The sequence below is a fragment of the Paenibacillus sp. V4I7 genome (assembly GCF_030817275.1).
Lineage (GTDB): Bacteria > Bacillota > Bacilli > Paenibacillales > NBRC-103111 > Paenibacillus_E.
Window position 1 is genome coordinate 4,763,526 of sequence record NZ_JAUSZD010000002.1, and the last position, 23,502, is coordinate 4,787,027.

Below are 23,502 nucleotides of genomic sequence, written 5' to 3' on the forward strand. Positions count from 1 at the left end.
TTTTATCAATGAGTTTGAACTGTAACAGCCCATAGAGGTTTGAATTCTATCACAACGAAAGTCCGGAGTTTACCAATATGAAAAGCCGGCGAACCTAGAATCTAGGTCGCCGGCTTTTAGGGCAGTTTACTTCTTTTTACTGGCCAGGTACGCATCCAGCTGTTTTTGATACTCAACTTGGACTTTCTTGACATTAGCATATGCTTTATCCTTAAACTTCGCTAAACCATCTTTCGGTTCCACCAGACCCATGACTATCGGATCATACAACTCTTTACCCACAGTGCTCAATTGTGCAATTTCATTGGATACCGGGCTTGGATCGAAAGTAAATCCGGCAAGAATATCCGCCGTAAAATTATTGGGATCCCGCTGCCACTTATTCAGCTTGATCACATCTTCCGGCAAGCTGGCATCGATGCGATCCAGCTTGGAGTTCCAACCCCATGCGAAAGGAATGCCTGCATAAGGGCTTTCTTTGATGGGTTTAAAAAGGCCTTCGCCCGAATCTTCCCAGTTTTTACCCTTTATTCCGTAGGCAAGCAAGTCGTAATTATCCTTCTGGTTTAACCAATTGACGAATTGAATGGCGCGTTCTTTGTTTTTGCTGACCACGGGGACGGCAATGAAATTTCCTGCTTTGAACGTTGAGGCCAGCTTCATGCTGGGATCATAGAAACTGAATGCTTCTGCGGTGGCTCCCGGAACTGACTTTTCCAGAGAAGTTCGGGTGCTAAGAGCTACACCGAAATCATTGAAGGTTGCTACAGCTGCTTTTCCTTTAGCAAATTCCGCATTTTTAAGAATGAGGGCATCTTTGGCAAGAATCCCATCCTGGTAGATCTTGTAATTTTGTTCGAAATTTTTCATGATCATAGGATCCATGTTATCAAAGATATTATAGGCCTTTCCATCATTGCCTTTGGTGTACAGTCCAGGATAATTCGATATAGCGGCAAGATTGGCTTTCGGATCCAGCATACTTGCCATCTTCAAACCAGTATGTTCGGTGCCGTTCGGAATGTACGGGGTGATCTCCGGAGCCTTCTCTTTCACAGCATACATAAATTTGACCAGATCGTCGTAGCTCTTGATCGGAGCAATGCCTAGCTTCTCTCGGATGTCCTTGCGTATAACAAACGTCCACGGACGAATGAAATTCACTTCAAGCGGTACTGCGTACAATTTACCGGTCACTTTGTTGGCTTCTAGCAGTTGCGCAGAGCGGTTGCTTTTAATCTCAGGTCCATACTTATCAATGATTGAGTCTAATGGTTCGTAGAGCCCAGCAGCAATATTTTGATACGGATTATTATCCCAGATCAGATCGTAATCTTCCGCGGAGGATAATGCGACTTGGCGTTTCTGAAGGACATCCGCCCATGGAATAAACACCACGTTCAGCTTCACATTAAGCGAACCGGCAAGACGATTCTCCATCTCTCCCTTCACTTCACTCCAATTGGCCGGCGGATCTCCCGGGAACATGATTTTCAGTTTAACCGGATCTAATTTGGCCACCGTGGAAGCTGCCGGTTTGGTGGTTTCGGAAGTTGCAGCCTCCTTCGAACCGCAGGCGGCCAATGTTCCTGCCAGTATTAGCGATGTCACCATTAATAAGATACCTTTACTTCTTGACTTCACTGTTTAACCCCTCCTGTTTTATGATCAACCGAGCAATGACATAACCATGGTTCGCATTTTGGTTTCGTGTATCCGGTGTGCTCGGTTCGTACTAGATCATACTCGGATTGCTCAGCTTCCGTACAGTCCGGTATCTATCAATCGGTATGAAATGTTATAAAGGGCGGAGTATCAATTTCCCAACAATCAGAGTACGAATTTCAATGCACTAAATCATGTTTTTCCCAAACGGTATTGGTTCGGCGTCATCCCGGTTGCTCGCTTGAATGCCGCAAAGAAGGTACTCTTGGTTTGAAATCCGGACTGTTCCGTTATATCAGCAACGGTCCAATCGGTCGTTGTAAGCAGCTTGATGACATGCTCAATCCGTTGGTCTGTAATATAATCGGATAGTGAGCAATTAAAATGATCCTTGAATATTTGTCTGGCATAGTTCACAGACATGGAGACATGTGCGGCAATGTCATCGACGGAAAGCATCGGATTGTGAAGATGATTACGTACATATTCAATCATCTCCGCAGCAACCTCATCCTTTCGGCTCAAAGCATTCTTCTTGCGGTTCTGTTCTATGGTTTGTAGCATCACCTGGTACAGCCACGATTTCACTTCACCTAAGGTGGCAAATTGTTCCAGAAAAGAATGGATACTCTTCATCCCTTGAAACGTTTTATAGTTTTTGAAGCTTTTCATGATTGAATAAATGATGTGAGTCAACTGCAGTTTGCATTCCTGATAACTTAGTTCCTGCATATGCACGGTGAGGTGATCCAAATAACCTTCAAGTGCTTTATCATTCTTAAGCTGAACAGATTGAATAACCTGTTTCAGCAATGCTTCATCGAGATCACTGTCTTTGCCTCGTTCATATCGCTCCAGATCATCAGAAGTAAACACCCTATCCTCATGATTAATGAATCCCATTAACGTCAGTTCGTAAAGCTGGTTATAGATAATCTGCAGATTCTCCTCAACATCAAGCACGGAACTGATAGCTGCATGCACTTCCAGCTTAAGCCATCGACTGATCTGAACCTTTACATCATCCATCGCTCCTATTGCTAGTGCCATTTCTTCCTCTGAAGTAGACAAAGAAATGAGCGCCACAATGTGATCAGAGCCGAAATCGACTGTTTCCGCAACAAACCCGTGATTCGAAAGAACTTCTGCCATAATATTCCCTAATGCAAAGCGCAATAATTTGCGCGAAGCAAAGTCAAACTGTTCTTCGAAGCGTCCGTACGATTCCAGACGAATGACCGCCATGCGAAACCATTCCGTTTGGAGAATTTGCGTTTGGTTCCTAATAAACTCTTCAATTGGTTTGGATGACTTCGAATTAAGAATCCATTGACGCAAGAAATCATCCTTCACCAAAGCTTTGCTGCTCTTGATCGATGAATCCAATTGTTCGATCTTCGCAACAAGCGAATGGAAACCGGAATGAATCCATGCCATTTCATTGCCGGCATTTGATGCTTGTAGGATAGCATGTTCCTTACCTAGTTTGCTTCGTATTTGAGCTGCCAAGTCACTAAGAGGCTTTAAGCTGCGGTATGATTGCCAAAACAAATATAACAGCAAGGCTAACAGCATAAAGATCGAAGAACCAATAATTTGGATACGAATCTTAGCAACCTTATCTTGCCATAAGGAGATCGGCGACATGTGATATATATTCCATCCTTCTACAGGGAACCGTTCCGACTGAATGGACCAGGTTTCATTGCCAGTCTTCCATTTCCATCCCTGGTCTGCCGCCGTTTTATCTACTTCCATTAGCGCTTTGGTTAACGCAGGGTCCGTATTCCCCAGGATGAACTCTTTATTTTTGCCTTCAATATAAATTTTATTGGGATCATCTGCTGAAATCTGCAGCATGTTCTCATTCAACAATGGTTTACTGAACAGAATTGCAACAAATCCCTGATAGTTCTGATTAGGTCCGGCTGCTGGTACGACAAGTGCAAGAAACGATTCTCCTCCCACCTCATGGTTAACATACTGCAGATACGGCGTTTTTTGATTCTTAATGTAGTCCAACATCGTTTGGTCATAAAAATTCTTTGTCGTATAGATGCTCGATTCAGAAGTGTAGATTTGATCAATATGAAAGTTAATTAAATAAATGCCTCGAATGAAAGGCTCACTGCTCATAAATTCCCTTACACTTGTCGCTGCTTTATCCAATGTCAATGGGGAGTACTGGTCCTTTTCCATGTTCATCCAGAGCGCAATACTTTGATCCGAATAGATTCTTAGCGCAAACTGGCGTATTTTTTGCAGGGTAAATTCCGAGGTTTTAACGATTTGATTAATTTTCACCTGGTTGGACTTGTCCATTTCATCCATTGCGCTTTTAGCGAACTGCTGGCTCAGGAACACGGTGAACACTAGGGTAAGTAAGCTCACTGCAATGCATGAATACATAAATATGTTTAAATACATCTTCTTCGGCTTTAACCGGCTCCACATGGCATACCCTTCTTTCTCAATATATCCCACGAAAACAATATGACAGATTACCTGCTTTGTCCAGTATGAATCTTATCAAAGAAGTCCGAATTTTATTACATGAGCAGAGTCATCTTCGTTTAAATCAGTCCACACCAAATCCCCCTCATTTTCTCACCATAGTAGTCTCATTCGATGATTAACTGTTAATTCCATCAAATTCATGACATTTGTTCATCCTCTCTTTCCTAATTAATTTAGCAATAAAAAAAGCCTCCACTTTTACGAGTGAAGGCCTTCCTTTGTGAGGTGTGGGTGTTTCAGACGGTACCATACTATTGACGGCTCTCCATTTCCATGTAACTCATGAAGATGTCGGGCTTGCTCGAGTTGAGATTCATATGTCTATCCTCCATATTTTTCATGAGATAACAACCACTTTTTACGTGTTAATCCGCCGCCATAACCGCATAACTCACCATTTGAGTTAATAACACGGTGACAGGGAATCACAATAGCCAGTTGATTTGCGCCATTAGCCTGAGCTACAGCGCGATAGCCGGTTGGTTTACCGAGTGAAATGGCAATGTCAGAATAGGAACGAGTTTCCCCTGACGGTATTTTTATTAATTGCTCCCAGACGCTTTTCTGAAAAGTCGATCCCATTAAAAAGAGAGGGGTTTTAAACTCGGTTAGTGTACCGTCGAAATAATAAGTAAGTTCCCTTTCAATCGACCGAATTGGCTCTGTTAGACCAGGGATAATTGCTGATTTAGTTCTTTTTCTAAGCCGTTCCACTTCGAGCTCTAAGCCACGGCGATCAACAAATTCTAAAAGATAGAGCATGCTCTCATCCCCGATGGCAATCATGGGACCAAGCCGAGTATCCAGCCAAGCTGCTTTAAGTACCAGGCTATCTTCTAACCTAGTAGGCGATGTACCCATGATGCGCGAGAAAGCGTCTCTAAAGCCGCTGCTGGAATCATAACCGGATGCTAATTGTGTATAAATGATCGTTTCCCCTGATCTAATGCTTTTCAAGTTGGACAATCATGTTATCCAGTCACACGACTCACAATTTTTAGAACCGCATCTCTCGTTAATTTGTTTCCACCAACAGCGATGAGGTTTACCGTAGCATGAGCTAGCGCTAATGGTATCTTGCAAAAATTCAACGCTGGACCTTCCTTCAGATCTGCGACATATGAGTCGGCGAGTTGTAAATTGCGACGTGTGTACTGTTGCATCTCTTTGAATCCCCAACCGTCAGGAAAGAAGTCAACGCCACGTTTAAGATCCTCCACTCTGTTTCGAAGGATATTTACTGACTGAAGTCCTCTTCCGAAGGCAATCGCCTTCGTTAGATCGGATTGCGTCCCGTCATGCCACAACCATAGTTCTGATAGCATTTCTCCAACCATACCAGCCACACTATAAGTATAGCGGTCCAAATCCTCTTCCGTATGAATGTTCCACCCGTTCTGAACCCATTCGGCCATTTGTAACGACATCTTTGCGATGTAATGATATACGATTGGAGCTGCGGAAGATGGACAAAGAAGCGCCCACTCATCGAGTTGCATTGTAACTGCCGGTAATACTGCCCCATACGGTGAGAGTAATTTTTGTGTTGCTTCGATAATATATGGGGATTGGAATGCCTCGTGTATCCCGAGTAATAATTCCACTTTCAATTGGTCTGTGAGTTCTTCATGATCCTCGATTTCATCTATAGCTCGCATACACAGATAGGCAGACGTTACAGCCTCCCTCAATCCTAAATCCAAGTAACTTATCGGAATATAAAAAGTACGGCTCGTTTTCTTCAACATGGTCATTGCATTATTCAGGACGACGTTATTAATGGATACTACCTCCAATGATTAGCTTAGCTTATAAATTATTCATGCTTAATATCATGATAACATACCTTGATATTGTCAAGCCAAATACTATAACCATTACTTTACTAAACTGCCTTTTAGTCCAATAGCACAAAGAGACCCACAGCAACGGGCTGTGGGTCTAAGTTTTATATTTTAAAGGGGGTCAATTTTTATTATAAGCTTGATTCATTAATGCCACATGAAAATAAGATTTCAAACATGTTACATTTTCCTAACTCTCGGTTTTCGTTTGGTTTACTTTGCGGAACGAATCAACTGCGTGCCCAGGATTTGGAGATTGTTGAACGATTTCATCCTAACCGTGACGTGCGTCGTATAGGTTTTGACTGGCCTCCTATCGCGTATAGCATGATCGGCAGAGTTCGCATAGAAAATTTGCAGCAATACATGCAGACCGTATTGAATGACCATATAGAGGGCGATTTCATAGAAACCGGGGTCTAGAGAGGCGGAGCTTGCATTTTTATGCGGGGTTATCTCAAAGTTAACGGGGTCAAGGATAGAAGTTTGTGGGTAGCCGACTCTTTCGAAGGATTGCCCAGACCGGAATGGTTTCAAGATAGCGGCGAAATTCATCATACTTTTGATTTTCTGAAAGTTTCTTTGGAAGAGGTAACAGAAAATTTTCGAAATTATTGATCTCTTAGATGGTCAAGTCCGATTTCTAAAGGGGTGATATAAAGACACTTTACTTTCCGCTCCGATTAAAAAGATTGCGGTGTTGAGATTTGACGGAGATATGTACAGTTCGACCATGGATTGCTTGTATCAACTGTACCCGAGCGTCTCCAAAGGCAAAGAGCTGTCGGGTGGCGGCTCTTTCAAAGTTGAACTATTGGTTTTCAATACATTAATCATCGTTCAAATGGCCGGTTCCTCATTACTTTTTCACTACTTCGCCCCTATAACTTGGCCCACTCAAGACCGCAGTAAGCATCGATTGGAGACTCTCCTTGAAACGGCTGCTTGCCAACCATACATCTAATAATTTCTTTCTGTACCGCCAAGGTAGCGTTATATGCGTTTATCATCGTAGGCATAGACGGAAGTTCATAGAGCGTGTACGGATTTCCCAGCGAGATAAATACGGTTGGCACCTGTGTAGGGTACCATTTGAAAAGTCCTCCTGTTTCTTGTGGAGAGAGACGCATGGAATTTTGCATGAATCCAGGTGATTTCTGAACAAGAAAAATAACAGCATCTATTTCGTTGCCCTCTTCTTTTACCTCATATTCCCGAACAACCGTGAAGCCTTCCTCACTCAGCATCCGGGCAAACTCGTCACCCGTTGCGGCCTTATCGGCAAAAAAGGAAGCCTCATCCGAAGCAGCTAACAGCAAAATACGCTTTTGCTTTTGCGGTGTTAAAGGTAGAAGGCCCTGGGTATCCTTGACCAGTGTTACCGATTTGCTCGCAATTTCCGCTGCCAGCTGCAAATGTTCAGCTGAACCTACCACGTCAAGATCCCTTTCATCCGCCTGAGGCAAGTGAAGACCGAGTGACGCTTTTAGAGCCAGTATTCTTGTGACCGCCTCATTCAACCGCTCCTCCGTGAGTATGCCATCATGGACGCCTTGAAGCATGGCCTGAAAATCTTCGTGCATATCATTCGTAAACAGGAACATATCCACGCCCGACGCAATACACTGCGGAATGATATCTTTACGTCGGCCAAAGCACGTCATGCCTATCATCGATGTAGCATCGGAAACGATAAGTCCGTTAAACCCGAGCTCTTCCCGCAGAAGCTTCGTGTTCAATTCGTACGATAAGGATCCCGGTGTATATTTAGTTCTTATGTCCGTGATTCCCAATTCTTCATAATAGCTTGGCAGTGCGATGTGAGCGCTCATAACCGTCTTGACCCCGTTCTCGATCGCCGATTTATATACACGGCCGTAGGTCTCACGCCACTCTTTCATCGTTAACGTATTATTCGTCAGCACCTTATGCTGATCTCGGTCATCCATGCCGTCACCAGGCCAGTGCTTCACGCAGGCAGCCATCCGATTGTTCTTCTGAATAGCATTCATGACAGGCAGCGCTGTATGTTCCACGATACCGGGCGTATCGCCGAATGCACGGATGTTGACGATGGGATTCTGATAGTTGTAATTGATGTCAATGACCGGTCCGTACACCCAGTTGAACCCCATTGCGTAACCCTCAACTTCTATGGAAGCTCCAAACGCGGTTGCGAGGTCTGGATCGTTTGCCGCGGCCAACTGCATGTTAGACGCAAGGTTCGTTCCATCGGTTGCCCCGCCTTGTCCCCCATTCTCAAGATCGCCTGAAACTAGCAGCGGTACTTTGCTGCGCTTTTGCAAGTCACGAATTAAAACCGCCTGATGCTGCTTCGTTGCATGCGGGGAAAATCCAAATACATGGACTCCCCCTGGGCGAATACCAAGCAAATTCTTTTTGGCCCCAGTATCAAACGGAAGATCTACAGTAATGAATAGTTGGCCCACTTTTTCTTCCAAAGATAATCCACGTAAAGTTTCGTTGACCCACTGAATCGCTTCTTCGTCCAAATGAAACGGTTTTGCTTTCAGATTAACCATACCTGTCTCCCCTTTTTATCGCGTACTAACGGTTACTTTTCTTTCCGGGATGGCGTTCAAGTTCTTTAAATCGTCAGCCAACATCTCTTCGGAATATTTCCCTTGTCCGAAGCCAATCATTGCACGCAGCGGCATATATCTCATCATAGCCATCAGCATGTCTGGGTTATCTCCTAAGAGAGCGTCAAAGCCGAATCTCCCAATAAATTCTTTCGCTTTATCAGCCGTTAACGGATTTGCCATCAAGTCGCCGATTAATGAGTTGCGATTATACGCCCCGGGAAGGGTGACAGTAGATTCGACCTCGATCGTTGTGCGCTGAATGATATCTCGCGAAGATTTTCCAAGTAAGATGTCAAATGCCCCGGTTTCCACATGCCAATCGCCGATTTGAACGTTGTAGTAAGCGAAAGCCCTTTGATCCAAAACAAAGGTAACTGTTTGTTGTTCTCCTGGCTGCAGCTCGACTTTTTGGAAGCCTTTCAATTCTTTTTGCGGACGATTGACACTGCTCTGAACGTCCTTGACGTAGAGTTGAACGATTTCTTTTCCTGTACAGCCGCCTGTATTTTTCACAGATACTTGAACGGTAACCTTCTCATTATCTTTGATCGCTGATTTGTCTACACGCAGGTCACTGTATCCGAAATTGGTATAACTAAGGCCGAACCCGAATGGGAATAAAGGCTTAATCTCTTTGGTATCGTAATAACGGTAACCGACAAATACGCCCTCTTTATATTCCACTTTGTCGCCCTCACCAGGGAAATTCAAGAAGGACGGGTTATCACTTAGTTTCACAGGGAACGTTTCCGCAAGCTTGCCGCTCGGGTTCGCGAGGCCAAACAACAAGTCTGTTACCGCACCGCCAAAAGCTTGCCCCCCCAGGTATCCTTCCAGCACAGCTTTTACTTTGCCGATCCAAGGCATTTCAACCGGAGAGCCGTTGCTCAAGATAATGATGAGGTTACTTTGAACTTCCGCCACGGCATCGATTAGTGCACGATGATTGACGGGAATGGCCATATGCGTGCGGTCATACCCTTCCGATTCATAGCGATCAGGCAATCCGACAAATAGGACCGCCACATCCGCTTTTGCCGCTGTTTCCTTTGCTTCCCTTACCAAATCTTCATCGATTTCGTCGCTATCCAGCTTGTAGCCTTGCGAATAACTGATTTGTGCCGTATCTCCTGCGACATTCATCATTTCTTCTAGCGCATCATCCAGCTTGGTCGGATTGACATGGGAGCTGCCGCCGCCCTGGAAACGCGGATTCTTGGCAAATTCACCAATTACAGCAATCTTCCCTTGCTTACGAAGCGGTAGAATACCCCCTTCATTCTTGAGAAGCACCATGCTTTCATGGGCAGCCTCTCGAGCCAATCGATGATGAGCTGCAGACTCGTAAACAGCATCAGTCTTACTGCTATCTGCTGCCTTAAAGATGAAGGTCAACATCCGCTCGACCGCAAGATTCAACGTCTCCTCCGAAAGCTCGCCGCTTTTTACTGCTGCAACAATCTTTGCGTCACCGATTCCGGCACTTGAGGGCATTTCCAGTTCTAATCCAGCCTGAAGAGATTTTACGCGCTCGTTAACTGCACCCCAGTCTGAAACCACAAAGCCTTCAAAACCCCATTCATCCCGCAAAACCTGAGTCAACAAAAACGCATTCTCCGATGCATATTCACCATTGACCTGATTGTAGGAACACATCACACTCCACGGTTGTGACTGCTTAACTGCGCCTTCAAAGCTGGCTAAATATATTTCCCGCAGTGTCCGCTCGTCAATAACGGCATCAACGGACATTCTCCGATGCTCCTGGTTATTCGCGGCAAAGTGCTTGAGCGAAGTGCCAACGCCCTGACTTTGTACGCCCTTGATATGATTGGCCGCCATTTCCGAAGAAAGGTACGGATCCTCCGAAAAGTATTCGAAATTTCTGCCGCACAAAGGCGACCGTTTGATATTGGCTCCCGGCCCAAGAAGAACCGCAACGTCTTCCGCTTGGCATTCCTTCCCTAATGCCTCGCCTACTCTGCCGATCAGCTCCCGATTCCAAGAAGCGGCCATGCCTGCGGCCGATGGGAAGCAAGTAGCAGGTACACTGTTATGAAGGCCAAGGTGATCCGCATCTTCTTTTTGTTTCCGTAAGCCGTGAGGTCCGTCTGTCACCATAAGTGATGGGATCCCAAGCCTCTCTATCCCTTTGGTATGCCAGAAATCCAAACCCGAGCATAAGCCGGCCTTTTCCTCCAACGTTAATTTGGAAATTAGTTCTTTAATTTTCGAATTCATAGCTATTCCTCCTGTAACTAATAAATAGTTTAAAACCGCTTGCTTAACCATTTCATAGCTAGGTCGACCCATATCTGACAATCCGGATTCACATGTGCAGGCTCTGCTGAGGTCGTCTCATCACTTAATGACAAACCGTGGACCCCATTCTCAAATACGTGCAGCTCATAGGGCACTTTATGCTTCGCTAATGCTGATGCAAGTTGTAAGGCATTAGCAGCATAAACCAGTTGGTCATCAGCGGTGTGCCAAATATATGTCGGGGGCATATTGGAAGATACAAAATTAACTGGGCTGTGTTTCTTCATTTCTTCGGGTGCAGGGTCGGTCGTTCCAAATGCCGCTTTAATGGCGTAGGCCATGCCCCCTCTTGCCATCTCGCTCGGATCCGCTTCTGCTTCTTCTTTCATCAGAACATAGTCAACAAGAGGATAACCCAGAATAAGTGCGTTAGGCTTCAGTAGATTTTTATCAACTCTCAGTCGTTCCGCTAAAAATTCATCCTGCCAATGTGCGCCCAAGCTAGCTGCCAAATGACCGCCCGCTGAAAAACCGCATACAGCAATCTTATCTGTATGAATGAACCATTCCGATGCCTGCTTCCTCACAGTTAGGATCGCTTTTGCCAAATCAAACAGCGGCTGCGGTTGCATGGAAAGTTCATTTCCTGGCGGCAAGTTCTGAAAGTCTGGTCTACTAGAATAATGCGTGGTGTATCGAAGCACGAAAACATGATAGCCTTGTGCGGCAAAACGCATGGCAACAGGCTCCGCTTCTCTGTCTGAAGTCCATAAATATCCACCTCCGGGACATATAATGACTGCCGGACGGTTTTGATTCATTTTGAATTCCTGAGAATTATCAAGAATGTAGGCAGTTAAATGAGCGCTATTACTTTCATCCCAAAGTTGAATGGTTTCTACATGCATACCATGACACCCCAATCTATGAATTGGACTTGCTTAGCCAAATACAAATGGCTTAACTTCCGGAAGTGGTGGAATAGGCTGCGTCAACACATAGCTGAAGCTGTATGTCCCTGAACCTGCTTCCAACGTTACACCCATATTCTCAACCTCAACATTCGAAATGCCCGCAGCCTCTTTAAGTGCTGTTCCGCTTTCGGTCACTCCACTCTCGGGCGCATAAGGCAGGCGGATCTCAGCCGTTGCGTTCGGCGGAATCACCACCTGAATGTCCAATCGTTCACCATCCAATTTCGTCCAGCGGCAGCTAACTTCTCCGTACATCGTGTCGATACGCCCCTCTGCCCATGTCATACCATCTCCAGGCATCGGGCGAACGATTACTCTTTTATAGCCAGGATTCCTCTCATCCGTATCAATTCCAGCAACAACACGGTACAACCAGTCTCCAATGGCTCCGTAAGCATAATGGTTAAAGGAATTCATATCTGGACTCCAAAAACTGCCGTCCGGCTTAATCCCATCCCAGTGCTCCCAGATGGTTGTGGCGCCTTTGGTCACTTGATACAGCCAGGACGGATAATCCTGCTGAAGTAACAGCTTATAAGCGAATTCCGATTTGCCGTTATCGCTCAGTACGTGGTTCAAATAAGGAGTGCCAACAAATCCGGTTGTAAGATGAAACTTCTCCTCTTCAAGTAACTCCAGCAACTTCTGCACGGCACGTTCCTTGGCTTCGCCCTCGACAAGTCCAAACATTAGCGACAGCACCTGTCCTGTCTGTGAAGGGACAGATAAACGGCCATTAGGCGTGACGAATTCCTGCGTAAAAGCATCAAGAATGCGCGTATGCAGGTCTGCATAATGTTCCGCTTCCTCTGATCTACCCAGCACCACGGCTGCTTTCTGCACCAATGATGTGGAATAAGCATAGTAGGCCGTTGCAACAAAGTCCCGAGCCGTAGCCCCTATATAGCTGTCTGGCCGGGAATCCAAAGCAAGCCAATCCCCGAAATGAAAACCGGAATTCCACAAATATTCATTGTCGCCTTGACGTCTGATGAATTCTACCCATGCTTTCATACTGTCATATTGTTCCTCCAACACGCGCTTATCCCCATAGCATACATAGAGTGTCCATGGAATGATGACCGCCGCATCCCCCCAAGCTGAGGCAGACTGCGCCTTCTCACTCAAAATATTGGGAACCACAAACGGCACGCCCCCATCGAGCTCCATCTGCTCGACCTTCAAATCATGAAGCCACTTCCGGAAAAAAGGCACGACATTCGACAAATAAGCGGACGTACGGGCAAACACCTGAGCATCCCCTGTCCAACCCAGCCTCTCATCTCTCTGCGGGCAGTCCGTTGGAACATCCAGAAAATTCCCTTTTAGCCCCCACCGAATATTATGCTGCAGCTGGTTGACAAGCGGATCGGAGCAAGTGAATTCTCCCGTTGTTTCCATATCTGAATGCAGCACGATACCGGTATAATCTTCAAGACGGATCGGTTCCTGAAACCCAACAAGCCGAATATAGCGGAAACCTTGGAAAGTAAAATGAGGTTCGAAAGTTTCTCTTTCTCCTCCTTTGAGCACATAGTGGATCGTTTGCTTCGCTTTACGGATGTTGTCCACATAGAAGTTGCCTTCATGATCCAAGATCTCGGCATGATGGATGCTGACCTCCTGACCCGCCTCTCCCTGGACGGTAAACCGGATCCATCCGACCATATTTTGGCCCATGTCGATGACAGTTTCTCCCTTGGGGGTGGTGATGAGTTCGATAGGTTGGATGCTTTCCATTTTACGGACGGGCACGTTCTCCTGTGCGACCAAAATATCTTTGCTTGGTTCGATCACATCGACAGGATGCCATCCACTGTCATCGTAATCTCCACGGCTCCAATCGGTCCGCTCCAGCCGCGCATCATACGTTTCACCGTCATAAATTTCCGACATCAGGATCGGACTTCCTGACACCTTCCAACTGCTATCAGAAACGACGACCTCTTGCCTTCCATCCGCATAATCAATGTGGATTTGCACCAAAAGCGCAGTTCGGTTTCCGTAATGCTCATTATTCCCATCCCAGCCAAGAACGCCTTTGTACCAGCCGCTGCCTAATAGGGCGCCAATTCCGTTCTTTCCGCTGCTCAGCATTTCAGTAACATCATAAGTTTGGTATTGAAGGCGATGCTTATAGCTGGTCCATCCAGGTGCAAAATAGTGGTCCCCCACCCGATTTCCATTCAACTCTAATTCATAGATTCCAAGCGCTGAAGCGTAAACACGGGCCGAGCTTACTTCACCATCAATGTGAAAATCACGTCGAAACATCGGAACTTGATCGGAGCCCGCTGGAAGCGTTGCGGGAGAACTGATCCATTCGGCCTTCCACTCCGAATGATCTTTGAATCCGGTTTCAAAGAAGGCCTGATCAGACCAGCCAGAACTTAGTCCATGCTGGTTCCAAGCCTGAACGCGGTAGTGATACCGCTTGCGCGAAGCCACTTGAAGCTCTTTCAATTCCACATGAACAGATTGCTCTGAATCCACTTTTCCAGAGTCCCAAACTGACTTCTGAAAATCCGCGTCTTCTGCCACTTCAATACGATAAGCCGATTGTACCGCTGCTCTTTCAGAGGATTGCAACCGCCAGCTAATCCTTGGTGATCTGTGATCCAATCCAATCGGATTCACTTGATATTCACAACGAAGATCCTTTACTTTAAACATGACTATGTAACCTCCTGCTCTGAATTCACTATCTGTTAAGAGAAAACCGTACCCCACCTGTTGTAGAGTACGGTTCAAGTTCATCTTTATTTTCCTGCCGTTTTAGCCCAAGCATCAATTTGCTTTTGTTTCTCAGCGATGATCTTGTCAAGACCGGCCGTTTTAAGCTTCGCATTGAATTCGGCCGTCAATGCCGGGTCTAACGTACCGCTTTCCAGGCCTACTTTATATTGATTGATCACGTTAGTCGCAGCAGCAAGTTCTGTTTTAACCGGATCTACGTTAAATGTGAAGCCGACTGCTTTCGATTTAATGGCTTTGTCGTTGTGCGCCTTCGTTAAATCCCAAATTTTCGGGTCGGTACCTTCCCATACATAGGTCAGGAAGTTATTGCCGACTTCCCATTGGTTGAATTGGTAACCGCTTTGCTTCACGCCATCTGGAAGCGCAATGATGTTATCCGATTTTTTCACATAGTGTTTACCTTCAATACCAAGGGAAACCAAGTTGGCAATCTCCTTATCGGTGTACATCATGTTCAAGAATTGCATAGCTCTCTCAGGGTCTTGACTGTTTTTAGTGATCGACATCATGAAACCTGTGATCGATACGGAAGTTTGCAAAGGTTTCGTCAATCGAACAGCAACCATTTCTTTTCCGGACAAATTCGTTTCTTGCGCCTCGAAGCCCGGCTTCATATTGGATGTGTAAGAAAAGGCTTTGCCCGCTTTAACCAGGTTAACTCCCGTTTCTTGCGAAGTGGCGATATCTTTCATAATATAGCCTGCTTGATACCATTTACGAGCTAAGGCAATGGCATCCGTGAATTCCTTCGTTTCGAACAGATTCACAATTTTAGTGCTGTTCCCAGGATCAGCAATGACACCCAGGTTGTCGCCTAATGTATCAACGATAGAATTATACATATTGGTTCCAGGCATTCCCGTGTTCGTTTGCTGAACCAATGGCGCCAGTCCTGGCTCGTTATCTTTGATCGTTTGGAACACAGGGTCCAGATCCGCCCAAGTTTTGATTTTGCTCAAATCAATCTTGTACTTGTCCACCAAATCTTTTCTCATAATAATGCCGTTATCGGAACCAATGTCCCTCAAGCTTGGAACCCCATATACTTTACCGTCGATCTTGGATCCATTAATCAAATCCATGCCCACCGTGTCTACAAGACCTTTTCCATGTTTCTTAAGCAAATCGTCTAATGGCTCTAATTGTCCTTTAGCGACTTGGCTGCCAAAGTTGCCAATAATTGAGGAGGAGACCATCAGATCAAGCTTCTCGCTTCCTGCCAGCATCAGATTCATTTGTTGCGTCCAAGCGGAAATGCTGATCGGCACCAGCTTAACAGTTGCATTGATTTTTTCTTTGGTAATTTTGCTGATTGCCTCAGACACGAGATTCGCTTCAGGCATGTCATTTAGCTGTATATACGCCATCGTGATTTCATATGGCTTGGAGTTCCCAGGCTTAGCGCTCTCTGTCGTTGTTTTATTCCCATCATCGCTATTGCTGCTGCCGCAAGCTGAAAGCAAGGTAGACGCTGCAAGAACAACACTTAGTACTCCACTAGCTTTTTTCCATTTCTTTTCCATGGTCTATAATCCCCCTAATGTGTATGAATTATGGTTGATCTATACTAATCGAATCCGAGGATCCAAGAGTAGCCTTGAGCGTTAACCTTTTACAGCGCCAAGCGTAAGACCTTTGACAAAAAATTTCTGGAAGAACGGATAGGCGCAGAAGATCGGAACGATTCCGATAACAGCTATAGCCATGCGAACTGAATCTGTCGGTATGTTCGAAGAAGCTTGTGCAGCATTAGTCATGCTGCTCTTCTGAAGGAACTGAATATCGCTCAGCATCCGATTCAGCATGTTTTGAATACTGAAGAGCTTGCTGTCGGTTACAAAGATCAATCCATTAAACCAATCGTTCCAATAGGATATACCCAGCATCAGTCCGATGGTAGCCAGAATTGGCAGCGAAAGCGGGAGCACGATGCGGTAAAAAATCTTGAATTCAGAAGCACCGTCAATATATGCCGATTCAATAATCGCTGCCGGAATCGAAGTGCTGAAGAACGTTCTGATTAATAAAATGTAAAAACCGTTCGTAAGCAATCCTGGGATGATAAGCGCCCAAATCGTATTTTTGATATGGAAAACTTCGGTGTAAATCAGATAGGTCGACACAAGCCCGCCGTTAAAAAGTAAGGTGAAAAATACGAGAAACGACATCACTTTGCGAAGCGGCATATCACTGCGTGACAAAGGATAGGCGAGCATCGTCGAGATGGCCAAGCCTACAACAGTTCCGAAGATCGTTATGAAAACCGTGATGCCATAAGCCCGAATCAATGAAGATGAGCTCTGCATCATATACTTGTACGCTTCTAAACTAAACACACTTGGTAAGAGTGAATAACCATCGTTAATAATTGCCTTCTGATCGGTAAAGGAGGCCATAACAAGCAGGACAAAAGGGAAGATGCTGGCACATGCCATGAGAATAAAGATCAGATTGACAGCGTATTGATTCATGTGATTCGATTTCATGATAGCACGCTCCTTTCTTTTAGAATAATGCTTGTTCCGGGCTTTTGCGGCGAATGATAAAGTTAGATACTAGCACCAAAACGAATCCCACGACTGACTGGTAGAATCCTGCTGCTGAAGACATTCCGATGTCGCCAAGCGTCATTAACCCCCGGTATACATACGTGTCGATAACATCCGTTGTTGGTTGTAATGGGCCTGAATTTAGAGGCACTTGATAGAATAAACCGAAATCAGAGTAGAAGATACGACCAATGCTTAACAAGGCCATGATAATGATTGCCGGTGATAGAAGCGGTAGCGTTATTGTGCGGATTTGCTGCCATTTGTTCGCGCCGTCTAGCGTCGCTGCCTCATAATATTCGTTATCGATCCCAACAATGGCTGCCAAAAAGATGATACATAAGTAACCGACATTTTTCCAAATATTCACAATCGTTAAGATGTATGGCCAATATTTAGGTTCTGAATACCAGGAGATTGGCTCGATTCCGAATAGCGGTAAAACTTGATGATTGAAGAATCCGTTCTCACCATTTAACATGGCAAGTGCCAAATATCCGACGATAACCATCGAGATCAGATAGGGTAATAGAATGATACTCTGGTAAAAACGGGACATGAACCGATTTTTCACTTCATTCAGTAAAATAGCTACAGCGACAGCCAGAGCCAAATTGATGATAATGAAGAGTCCATTGTACAGAATCGTATTTCGGGTAATGACCCAAGCATCTGCGGTTTTAAACAAATATTCGAAATTTTTGAGACCAGCCCAATCACTTCCAAATATCCCCTTGCGGTAGTTTATATTTTTAAATGCGATCACAATCCCAAACATTGGGAGATAATTGTTAATAATCAAATAAATCATGCCGGGCAAGACCATTAGAAAAAGCGCACGGTAGCGTTTAAACGTTTTCAACGTCTTATGTAGTGTACCCGGCATCCTTACAGCCTTTGCGTTTTCATATAAAACTTCTGCGTTGGTGTTCATCTGATGTCAACTCCTTCTCTTTATAGCTTTAGTATAGAAGAAGTTTAACTAGCCTGCTCACCACGAATACGACTTTATACTTTAGGTATTCCGACATTTTCGAAAAAAAAGACTCCACACCTATGTTTTTAGGGTAGAGTCTTTCTATCTTTTCTCAAATTGCTTTCTGTATTCATTGGGATTCATACTAACAGCTTTCTTGAAAAGCGTCGAGAAGTAAGAGACATTCGAATAACCCGCTAATAGCGCTATATCGATAATGGATTTATCCGAGCTCGCAAGTAAATCCTTGGCATATTGGATCCGCTGCTGCTGCAAATAGTCGGAAATCGATAAGCCCGTTTCCTTTTTGAACACCCTTGTCAAATAATCAGGGTTTAAAAATACGTGTGCCGCGATAACATCCCTGGATAATTCCGATACGGAAATATGAGCTGCAACGTATTGTTTCACCTTTTCAACAACAGACATGCCGCCTTCCGTCGAATGGATCTGATTCATAGCCACCTCGATAACGTATTGCACCCATTCTTCCAAAGCGGTTATAGATCTCAGTACCAATTCCGGCTTTTCCGTGAATAGATTAGCTGCAAACACTTTATTCGCATGTAATCCCTTCATTTGAAGAACGAAGAAAAGCATTTGGAGAAAATCCTGATAGAAGCTGTGCAAGAGCGGAGCGCCAATTCCTTCTCTGGTCTCCCTTAACGATTTGAACAATAACTTAACCTCGGTTTGCAGCTTTTCCTTTGACCCCTGCTTCATCCACTCTGCCCAGTCATTCAATGATGGAAGCACTACCCTGCATTCCCCTTTCCGCACATCCCAAAGCACAATGGTTTCATTAACCATAGAGACATTGTCTCGATCCAGATCGTCCATTCTACGCACCATTGGTACGACTTCATGAAGATAGGCGGGTTCGCTGATGTAACAGCATAGATCGCAGTAAAAGTATTGATTGCAAGATTTCACGTATTCCTCGCATACCTCTCGAAGCTCCTTCATTTGATGTTGGCGTTCGTAAGGAACCATAATCAGCAGACATCCATTATTCGGAGAAATGATCGCTGTATGCGGGTTGTTTCGCGTAATTTTCTCTTCTGCAGCATTCTTCAATGCATATTCCATGATTCGTTCATCACGCTGATTCAGATTCTTATGCCAACGCCTAACGCGAATCATAATCAGCACAAACCGCATGGCATCCAAAGACAATAAATTATACTTTTGTAAATGCTCCGTTATCTTTTCCTTGGTGGAGGGAATCGATTGTTGAATCAGATCCTGCCAAAAGCGTTCTTTCATCAATGGCTGATGAGACTCCCATAGCTGGTAATAATGCTTATAGGTCTCTTCGAAAGAAAGAAGCTCTTGATCTTTTTTAATTTTGACCAAAACCTTCAGGATCACATCTTCAAGCTCCTCGTAATCGACAGGCTTGAGTAAGTACTCGAAGCTGTCCAATTGGATTGCACGCTTCGCATAAGAGAAATCGGAATGACACGTTAAAAATATCGTCTCTGTTCGGGGATAATGTTCTCTGACCCAGCTCAACAAATCCATGCCAGAGCCCTGGGGCATTTCGATATCGCAGATCATCAAATCAATCGGAGATGTGGCATAGATCTCCTGCGCCTGCTTCATGCTATGGGCCGTATAAATCGTAGAAATATGGAGCTTATCCCAGTCAACGCCGGCTTGTAATCCTCTCACCGCGTGCACTTCGTCGTCGACGATTAACACATGAACCAATTTACTCACCTCCTGTTGGTGGAACATCTGCCGGTATGCGGATTCGTACGCACGCGCCCTTGCCGACTTCATTATAGAAATCAATAGAAGCTTTATCGGAATACAACAAGTGTAGTCTACGCTTGACATTCCAGATCCCGATGTGCTCCCCTTCTTCACTAGTCAGATCCATATTGCTCTTCAATAATTCCAAAATAGGATCCGGAAAGCCTTCGCCTGTATCCTCAATATGAATAACCACCCATTGCTTTTCTTCGTCTTCCTCCGTATTCACCCGGATATCGATCCGAATCTGTTCATCCATATTAACAGCATGTTTAATGGCATTCTCCACCATCGTCTGAATGACAAGCGGAGGAATCTGCAGCGATAGAACAGCATCTGGCGCTTCGATCTGATACGATAAAATCCCCGGAAACCGGAGCTCTTGAATACGCAAGTAGTTCTGAGTATGAAGCAGTTCATCCTTAAGTGTTACCAAATAGGAATTACTTCGGAACATAAACCGGAAGTAAGCAACAAGACACTTGGTCATCTCCTGGATTAATTTGAAATCCTTTACCGTTGCCAAGTTGTAGACGATGTTCAGCGAATTCAAAAAGAAGTGAGGGTTGATCTGAAGCTGCAAATGCTTAAGTTCCGCATGCTGATGCATTAATTTCTCTTCATAGACGTTAATTTTCAAATGTTGAATTTCAGAGATCATTCGGTTATAAGTTTCATTCATCATACTAAACTCAGTAGATGTCGGGTAATGCTCGATTTGCGAATTCCAACGGCCATCGCCTAATTTTCTCATCGCTAGGATGATTCGGTTGATCGGCAGCAAGAAAACTTTTCTCATGTAAAAGACAAACATCAGCAGAAATGCGATGGCTCCCATCGATATGATGGAAGAAATACGTTGAAGATAAGGTAAATTCTCTAATGCGGTTTCCTCGGGGATTAAGGCGAATAAATAAAAGTTTCCTTTCTTTGACGGCTCCCCCATCACTAAATAATCCGCATTCGTTCCCGAGAGTGTGTATGCCTGATTGGTTAGAGCTAATTGAATGCCTTTTTGTTCAATTAATTCTCCGTGACTCATGGGTTCTAATTGATCCGAGGTTAAAAGCGCCGCACCGTTAGATCCCAGGTTAATGAGTTGAAGAGGGATCATCAGCTTCTTTGCATCTACCCATGCCCCAACATAGACATCGCCGGTTTTGATCAGATGGTATACATAATGATTTCCTTCCGATTGCCAAGTATACCATCGATAAACATTTGGAGTCACCGAGCTATCCTGCAGCATCCTTTCAATTTCTTTTGCCACCTGATTACGCTCCTCAAAGCTGCTTCCGAAACCTTGCGTCATAAGCAGATCTTTGTTTAGGCTGGAATATATAAAGAACGAATCGATTCCCTTGTAATAGCTGATACTGTTATTGATCGTTTGAAACAGACGAAGTTTAGCTTTCATATAATTATTTTCGTTTGTAACCCTGTCCGTATCCAAATCAAGTAAATCCAAATTCGTTTGTGATAAGTTGATCAAAAAGTTGTCCACTTCTTGCAAATTGCGGTCAATCTGCCCCATGTATAAGCTCAGCATGTTTTTATTGGACTGAGCCACTTGGTTGCGAACGACTTGAGCTGAGTAATGGTTGATAACAAGCAGAACGATGATAAGTGGAACAATCGTGAATAATAATCCAGAGAAAAGCTTGAAACGTAAGGAGTTCAGCCATAATTTCATTTTTCGCATGAAGACGCTCTCCTCTATAGGTGTAAGGTCTCCCTATTGTACAACGAAGACAGGAACAAAATCACCCTGCGGTGTAACCTCTTTTCATTGAGAAAAAAGACATGCCAAACTGTTGTCAGCTTGCATGTCTTTATTGTTTTCACCTAAACGCTATATCTTCCTAATTCTAACAGCCATATACGGTGTCCCAGGCAGCTCGATCCGGAAGTCTCCCTCATAAGTTCCAGGCTGCTCATTGATGATCATATTCCATGTGTCGATAACATCCACTTTGTATCGGATGCCTGGCTTCATACTGTACTTCCTGAAACTAGGCTGGTTAAAGCCATAGTAATACAAGTAATATTCATCTGGAACGCCCGCAGACGGAGCATCCCACTCGGACTTTAGCGGATTCAGACCTTCTGTAGGTCCCTCTGCCATAATTTTGTGCAGGAAGCCGATACGTTCAGGGCTGCTTCCGTATAGTTTCCCCCCCTTGGACCACCAAAGGATGTCCTCGTCATGCAAATAGGTTTCACCGTGACCGACATATCCGCCACGAATGGCGCCTTCCCAGAAGCGGCGTACCATTTCCTGTCCGGAAATGTTCCCCCAGCCCTGATCAATATTACCTTCATACGCGCATTCGTCAATGACAATCGGCTTCTGCCACTGCTCCCGCCAATCGTTGGTATTTTCCGCAGTCCGGTAAACATCGACCCGCTGTATGCTGCAGTGAGTGATCCAAGGTCGATGGTAATCGTAGAAACCGAAGCAGTTGTGAATGGAGATTAAATGATGATTCGGATCATTCTCCGTCACGATCTTCGCGAAGCGTTCCCAGTCATGTAGCTCCTTCTTCCACATCAAATCATACTCGTTGGCGAGCGACCACCAGACATGACGATAGGCCGATAACCGTGCTGTCAGATAACGCAGGTAGCGGTCATCTGCGGATTTGGACATTTCGGAAAAGCCCCAACGGTCATACGCATGAAATAAAATCAGATCTGCTTCGATGCCAAGCTTCCCAAGATCAGCGATTCTATTTTCCAAGTGCTGAAAGAAGGCAGGATTGAATCGCGTATAATCCCAACCTTCCTCCATAGAACCCTCATAAGGGTAATACACCGGCTCATTCGCGTTGAACTGGTAGGATTTAGGGAAGACACACATACGCATCTTATTAAATGGGGCGGATTTAAGCGTAGCTAACGTCTCCTCCTCCAACTCATCGCCTTGATGGGTCCAGACATAGCTTGTGGTCCCGATCGGAATATAAGGAGTCCCGTCTTCGTAAGCGAAATGGAAAGTATGCTTGACCCGTACCGGTCCATGGTTCCCCTCGGCCCGGGCTATACATATAAACTGCCCGATCAGTCCACTAAGGGAGCGCGCGTTGCTATTGGTTCTATATGTCCACGTACCTTCCATATCCGGCATAAAACGGATCCGATAAATACCTTGCCCGTCATAAAAACCTTGGGTTCGGACAACTCGGCCTTCGAAGCTGAATTCGGCCTCCAAGCTTACATCTACGAACGGATTTCCGTGTTGCGGACCTTGAAGTGTTAGCTCGTAGACGCCCCATTTTTCAATTTGAGTGGGCGCTTTGGTTTTTGCCGACCCCAGAGCTACGGATTCGTTCTCATAATCGAGCGCTGGAAAGATCTCTTCATCCGTCTCTATTTCAACTTCAATCGTAGATAACTCCGAGAGGATTGTCTCCAGCAATTCCGGTGCTATAGACCAAGCCGGATTGAACGCATTGTACGATAGCAGCGTATTTTTCTTGATGAACGAAAGAAAAGGGGAATCCTTGAGGTGAGGTAAATATGTCAAAAGTACCGCTCGACCTGCTGGATTCTCCCAAATTTGACCTATTTTCGAATTTTCATTTAACATCATTT

13 protein-coding genes and 2 pseudogenes are annotated in these 23,502 nt (G+C 44.9%); 1 reads left to right on the forward strand and 14 read right to left on the reverse strand.

Features of this window, described 5'->3' with window-relative positions; all coding sequences use genetic code 11:
• Positions 1-126: 126 nt before the first annotated feature.
• The 4 genes and pseudogenes from QFZ80_RS22730 to QFZ80_RS22745 all read right to left on the reverse strand — a co-directional run bounded on the left by QFZ80_RS22730 (position 127) and on the right by QFZ80_RS22745 (position 5,936).
• On the reverse strand, positions 127-1,644 hold the full coding sequence (locus tag QFZ80_RS22730) for a DUF3502 domain-containing protein (RefSeq protein WP_307553879.1): 1,518 nt from the start codon (positions 1,642-1,644) through the stop codon (positions 127-129).
• Positions 1,645-1,857: 213 nt separating this feature from the next.
• Positions 1,858-4,119, reverse strand: coding sequence for an AraC family transcriptional regulator (locus QFZ80_RS22735; protein ID WP_307553877.1), 2,262 nt, complete (start codon positions 4,117-4,119; stop codon positions 1,858-1,860).
• A gap of 384 nt (positions 4,120-4,503) precedes the next feature.
• A pseudogene (locus QFZ80_RS22740) lies at positions 4,504-5,139 on the reverse strand (methylated-DNA--[protein]-cysteine S-methyltransferase); the annotation flags it as partial.
• Positions 5,140-5,153: 14 nt separating this feature from the next.
• Positions 5,154-5,936: a squalene/phytoene synthase family protein gene (locus tag QFZ80_RS22745; protein ID WP_373460427.1), complete on the reverse strand. Its 783-nt coding sequence runs from the start codon at positions 5,934-5,936 to the stop codon at positions 5,154-5,156.
• Positions 5,937-6,260: 324 nt separating this feature from the next.
• On the opposite strand from QFZ80_RS22745, the pseudogene QFZ80_RS22750 reads away from it, so the two are divergent.
• Positions 6,261-6,801, forward strand: a pseudogene (locus QFZ80_RS22750) (TylF/MycF/NovP-related O-methyltransferase); the annotation flags it as partial.
• A gap of 106 nt (positions 6,802-6,907) precedes the next feature.
• Here the strand turns inward: QFZ80_RS22750 and QFZ80_RS22755 are convergent.
• The 10 genes from QFZ80_RS22755 to QFZ80_RS22800 form a co-directional block, all read right to left on the reverse strand.
• The gene (locus tag QFZ80_RS22755; protein ID WP_307561178.1) at positions 6,908-8,569 is read right to left on the reverse strand and encodes a glycoside hydrolase family 3 protein; all 1,662 of its coding nucleotides are present in this window, start codon (positions 8,567-8,569) and stop codon (positions 6,908-6,910) included.
• Positions 8,570-8,584: 15 nt separating this feature from the next.
• Positions 8,585-10,873 (reverse strand): glycoside hydrolase family 3 C-terminal domain-containing protein, encoded by a 2,289-nt coding sequence (locus QFZ80_RS22760; protein WP_307561180.1) that lies wholly within the window; start codon positions 10,871-10,873, stop codon positions 8,585-8,587.
• Between the two features lie 29 nt (positions 10,874-10,902).
• Entirely contained in the window at positions 10,903-11,802 is a 900-nt protein-coding gene (locus QFZ80_RS22765; protein ID WP_307561182.1) for an alpha/beta hydrolase, read from the reverse strand.
• Between the two features lie 33 nt (positions 11,803-11,835).
• The gene (locus QFZ80_RS22770) at positions 11,836-14,541 is read right to left on the reverse strand and encodes an alpha-L-rhamnosidase (protein WP_307561184.1); all 2,706 of its coding nucleotides are present in this window, start codon (positions 14,539-14,541) and stop codon (positions 11,836-11,838) included.
• Positions 14,542-14,627: 86 nt separating this feature from the next.
• Positions 14,628-16,148 (reverse strand): ABC transporter substrate-binding protein, encoded by a 1,521-nt coding sequence (locus QFZ80_RS22775; RefSeq protein ID WP_307561186.1) that lies wholly within the window; start codon positions 16,146-16,148, stop codon positions 14,628-14,630.
• Between the two features lie 81 nt (positions 16,149-16,229).
• The gene (locus QFZ80_RS22780; protein ID WP_373460428.1) at positions 16,230-17,114 is read right to left on the reverse strand and encodes a carbohydrate ABC transporter permease; all 885 of its coding nucleotides are present in this window, start codon (positions 17,112-17,114) and stop codon (positions 16,230-16,232) included.
• A 16-nt stretch (positions 17,115-17,130) separates the two neighbouring features.
• Positions 17,131-18,060 (reverse strand): ABC transporter permease, encoded by a 930-nt coding sequence (locus tag QFZ80_RS22785; protein WP_307564197.1) that lies wholly within the window; start codon positions 18,058-18,060, stop codon positions 17,131-17,133.
• Positions 18,061-18,252: 192 nt separating this feature from the next.
• A complete protein-coding gene (locus tag QFZ80_RS22790) occupies positions 18,253-19,854 on the reverse strand; it encodes a response regulator transcription factor (RefSeq protein WP_307564199.1) in 1,602 nt (533 codons plus the stop codon).
• A 10-nt stretch (positions 19,855-19,864) separates the two neighbouring features.
• Positions 19,865-21,610, reverse strand: a complete 1,746-nt coding sequence (locus tag QFZ80_RS22795) for a sensor histidine kinase (protein WP_307561191.1) — start codon at positions 21,608-21,610, stop codon at positions 19,865-19,867.
• A 150-nt stretch (positions 21,611-21,760) separates the two neighbouring features.
• Positions 21,761-23,500, reverse strand: coding sequence for a DUF5605 domain-containing protein (locus QFZ80_RS22800; RefSeq protein ID WP_307561193.1), 1,740 nt, complete (start codon positions 23,498-23,500; stop codon positions 21,761-21,763).
• Positions 23,501-23,502: the final 2 nt, after the last annotated feature.

Coding starts and splice junctions, on each gene's coding strand:
- QFZ80_RS22785 (WP_307564197.1), bottom strand. CDS start 18,060: ATGCCGGGTACACTACATAAGACGTTGAAAACGTTTAAACGCTACCGT.
- QFZ80_RS22775 (WP_307561186.1), bottom strand. CDS start 16,148: ATGGAAAAGAAATGGAAAAAAGCTAGTGGAGTACTAAGTGTTGTTCTT.
- QFZ80_RS22795 (WP_307561191.1), bottom strand. CDS start 21,610: ATGCGAAAAATGAAATTATGGCTGAACTCCTTACGTTTCAAGCTTTTC.
- QFZ80_RS22800 (WP_307561193.1), bottom strand. CDS start 23,500: ATGATGTTAAATGAAAATTCGAAAATAGGTCAAATTTGGGAGAATCCA.
- QFZ80_RS22770 (WP_307561184.1), bottom strand. CDS start 14,541: ATGTTTAAAGTAAAGGATCTTCGTTGTGAATATCAAGTGAATCCGATT.
- QFZ80_RS22735 (WP_307553877.1), bottom strand. CDS start 4,119: ATGTGGAGCCGGTTAAAGCCGAAGAAGATGTATTTAAACATATTTATG.
- QFZ80_RS22765 (WP_307561182.1), bottom strand. CDS start 11,802: ATGCATGTAGAAACCATTCAACTTTGGGATGAAAGTAATAGCGCTCAT.
- QFZ80_RS22755 (WP_307561178.1), bottom strand. CDS start 8,569: ATGGTTAATCTGAAAGCAAAACCGTTTCATTTGGACGAAGAAGCGATT.
- QFZ80_RS22760 (WP_307561180.1), bottom strand. CDS start 10,873: ATGAATTCGAAAATTAAAGAACTAATTTCCAAATTAACGTTGGAGGAA.
- QFZ80_RS22745 (WP_373460427.1), bottom strand. CDS start 5,936: ATGACCATGTTGAAGAAAACGAGCCGTACTTTTTATATTCCGATAAGT.